General features: G+C 60.5%; 1 protein-coding gene. It reads left to right on the top strand.

Annotated features, from left to right (window positions below; translation table 11 throughout):
* Window positions 1-467: 467 nt before the first annotated feature.
* Window positions 468-1,715 carry a PDDEXK family nuclease gene (locus ACYQ8L_RS18295; protein ID WP_459943257.1) on the top strand — a complete coding sequence of 416 codons (1,248 nt, stop codon included), beginning with the start codon at window positions 468-470 and terminating at the stop codon, window positions 1,713-1,715.
* Window positions 1,716-3,267: the final 1,552 nt, after the last annotated feature.

The raw sequence follows: 3,267 nt of genomic DNA on the forward strand, positions 1-3,267 counted from the left end.
ATACCGGTACCTGAAGCACGTGTTCGAGCGGGTGCCGCTGGCAACGAGTCGGGAGGAGTACCGGGTGCTCCTGCCGCAGCACATGCCGGCAGACCTGTTGGCCCGACTCGCGCCGGGGGGCGGTTTATAAGGCGCTTACCACGCACGCACGCTTCATCGGGGAATATCCGATTTTCTAGCGGCCCCCCGTCCCTCGTGAGGGACACTTTGGGGGAAGGGAGGATCTGCCCGGTAATCGCCTCACAAACCGCCCCTCGCGAGAGTTCGGGCAACCGGTCTGCCGCCATGTGCTTTGGCAGGAGGCCGGTACTCCTGCGGCGATGTTTCAAGCAGCACGCGTTCGAACACGTGTCCCACCAGTGCGCTCGCAGGTTTCCAGTGTGTTTGTTCTATTTCTCCGTTTCGATGGGACCGTGTTTCAGATCACCGGTTAGAAGAAGCACGAAGGGTGCCAGCGGGGAGCGAAAATGTATTATCAAAAAGCTATCGTGCGGAGAATTTCGCAAGATAAATACGAGACGTGGCTTCCAACGAGGCTGGACCTGATTGGGAAATTGGAAGAATACTTGGAAGATGCGCTTTTTCACGAACCCGGCCTCCTTCGGTTGGAGTCTTTCCAGTCGGGCATTCGCGGTCCGTTCGCAATGTTTCGACAATTATGTTTTCAGACTCCTCAAGGCCGGGCCATACAGCCGGATATCACCGTGCTCACGGCCAGTGGCCATTTCGTGGTTGTCGAGGTGAAGCGCTTCGTGAATCCGGAACTCAGGGATCGCCGCGTCATTGCCCAGATCGTGGACTACGCTTCGGCATTTGCGGCCCTGGATCGGGAGGACCTTCTGGCCACGTTTCTTCGGGGCGACGACCCAACGAACCGGACATGGGCGGAGTTCGTGGCCGGATGTTTTCCGGAGATCCCGGAGCCCGAGGAACTCGCGAATGCACTCGCGGCAAAGGTCGCTTCCGGAAGGATTCATCTCGTGATCGCGTGCGATAAGGCGCCGGAGGGGCTCGATGAAGCGATTCGTGGCGTTGCGAGACAAAGCGCGCTCGAGTTCGACCTGCAACTCGTGGAGGTGACACCGCATGTAAGGCCGGATGCCACGACCGACGATGTGGTATTCGTGCCCCAGGTTCGACTGAAGACGGAAATCGTCGCCCGTACCGCGGTGACCGTGATCTACCAGGAGGGGCAACCCCGGCCTTCCGTGGAGGTTCGCACCACGTCGTTGGAGGAGATCGAGGAGGGAATCCGCGCAACGGAAGCCGGAGAGCCCAAGCCCGGGCGGGTATGGTCCGCCGAAGAGGTGGAGGCTGCGGTCCGGGAAGACGGTAACCCCATTTTGCAGGAATTGTTCGATTTCGCCCGCACCCACTCTGCCGGGGGGCAGGTGGTGGCTCCCGGCCGGAAGGTTAGCCCCGCGTTCGGTTTTTACGTGGAATTGACGACACGGAACGGCCAGACCAAGCGGTCCATGCTGTTTCGATGTGCGGTCGGATGGCACATGATGACGATCTATTCTTCCATCCCGGATGCCGCCGATCCCGAGATTGGAGCGGAGTTTACGCGGCGACTCGTCTCTTTGTTCGGTGAGGCGGCGATTCGAGAGAAGAAGGAACCCTCGATAGAACTGGAGGATGTGGGCCGGAATATCGAGGGGTTCAAGGAAGCCGTGCTGTGGCTTCAAGATGTCCTGCGGCGCCGCGAGGCCTAGAACCTCTCGCGTTCTCGGAATCCGGATCGAAAATCTGCGGGGTTGAGCCCTCATTCCCGGCCTTTCCGTGTCCGCCCTGTGCCCGTGGTGGGGGCCTGCTCTCGGCAGATTCCGATGGCGTCGTTTCGGTTGGTGTCGGCGACGGTAAACCAGTCGTTACGCGAAGTTCCCTTGATAGGTGTGTATTCCGACGGCATGCCGTCCGCCTGTGCCGATCGCATGCCGTCCACCGTTCGGGGATCTCCCGGAAGTGGGGGCCGGTTTGCCGGAATCGCTGGACGGCATGCTCCGGAATCCGGCGAACGGTGAGGGTCCATAGTCAAAAACGGTGCCGGGGAACTCGCCCCGTTTGTCCCATCCGTTCCTGGAATTGAGGTGGGCTGTGCCCGAGTGGACGACTGAAGAATTTTGGGAGAGGCACGGGACCCCATGGCCGTGTATGGATGGCGCCCCGACCCGTGTGGTGGGGGGGGAGACGATGTGTCCGAGGCGCGGAGGGTGGGGGATGGTCCCGCCCAGAGTGTGACAGCAGCGCGGGCCGTAAAATAAAGTATATATTGTCGTGTGACACCCCCGAAAATTATCCCCACTATGGAGCTATGTGTATTTGCGCCCCAGTGGGGTTGGATTGTCTGTTTCGCCTGCCGCAATTGGAGCAAGGCCCGGGCTCTAAAGCTGCGATATATAGAAGGGGAATCACCTTACTATGCAGTCGGAGAGGGCGCGGGCCGTCTCCCACGGAATTGGCGACACTTGGTGACACTTGGCGACACTTGGTGAACAAGACCTCGCGCTTCGACGACCGCCGACGCTCTCTTGCTTTCCTTTGCTCTCCACTCCACCTCCGTTCTGGGAATGCCTCCATCGGTCCTGGGAAATGACTGCCTAAATTGCCCGCATTACAACTAAAGAATTGTTTCGACAGGACACCCTGTCCCGCACCGATTCAGCTTCGGCACCTGGTGGTGTGACCAGGTACAGAGAATCTGGCCGAGAGGTGGAGGGGAGGGGAGTAGGGTGGTTGGAGTGTGACAGCAGCGCGGGCCGTAAAATAAAGTATATATTGTCGTGTGACACCTTCAAAAAATTATCCACACTATGTAACTGTGGATATTGGCGCCACGTTGGGCGTAGGTTGGCGCTTGCGCGTGCTGCAATGGGCCCAAGATCCGGACCCGCAATCTGCGAGGTTTGGGTAGGGAATCGCCGGGCGATGCAGTTGGCAAGGGTGCCGGCGATCGCCGGCCGAATTGGCGACACTTGGCGACACTTGGCGTCACTTGGTGACACTTGGCGACACTTGGTGACACTTGGCGCCACCTTTGCCCGCCGGCGCCGCTCCCGGCTCGACCGCCGGGCCGAAGACGTGGTCCGCCGCGGCCTGGAGGTCCCGGAGGCACTCCTCCAGGGGCCACCCGAACCGTTCCAGCACGGGCTGCGCGCCCGAACGGGCGAAATGCTTTGCGGCACGGCGGGGGCCTCCTGCAATCCGCAAACGGGTTCGGGCCCCTCGGAGCAGGCCGGTTCGCGTGGCTCCAGTACGGCGATCATC

The sequence above is a fragment of the Deferrisoma palaeochoriense genome (assembly GCF_054656955.1).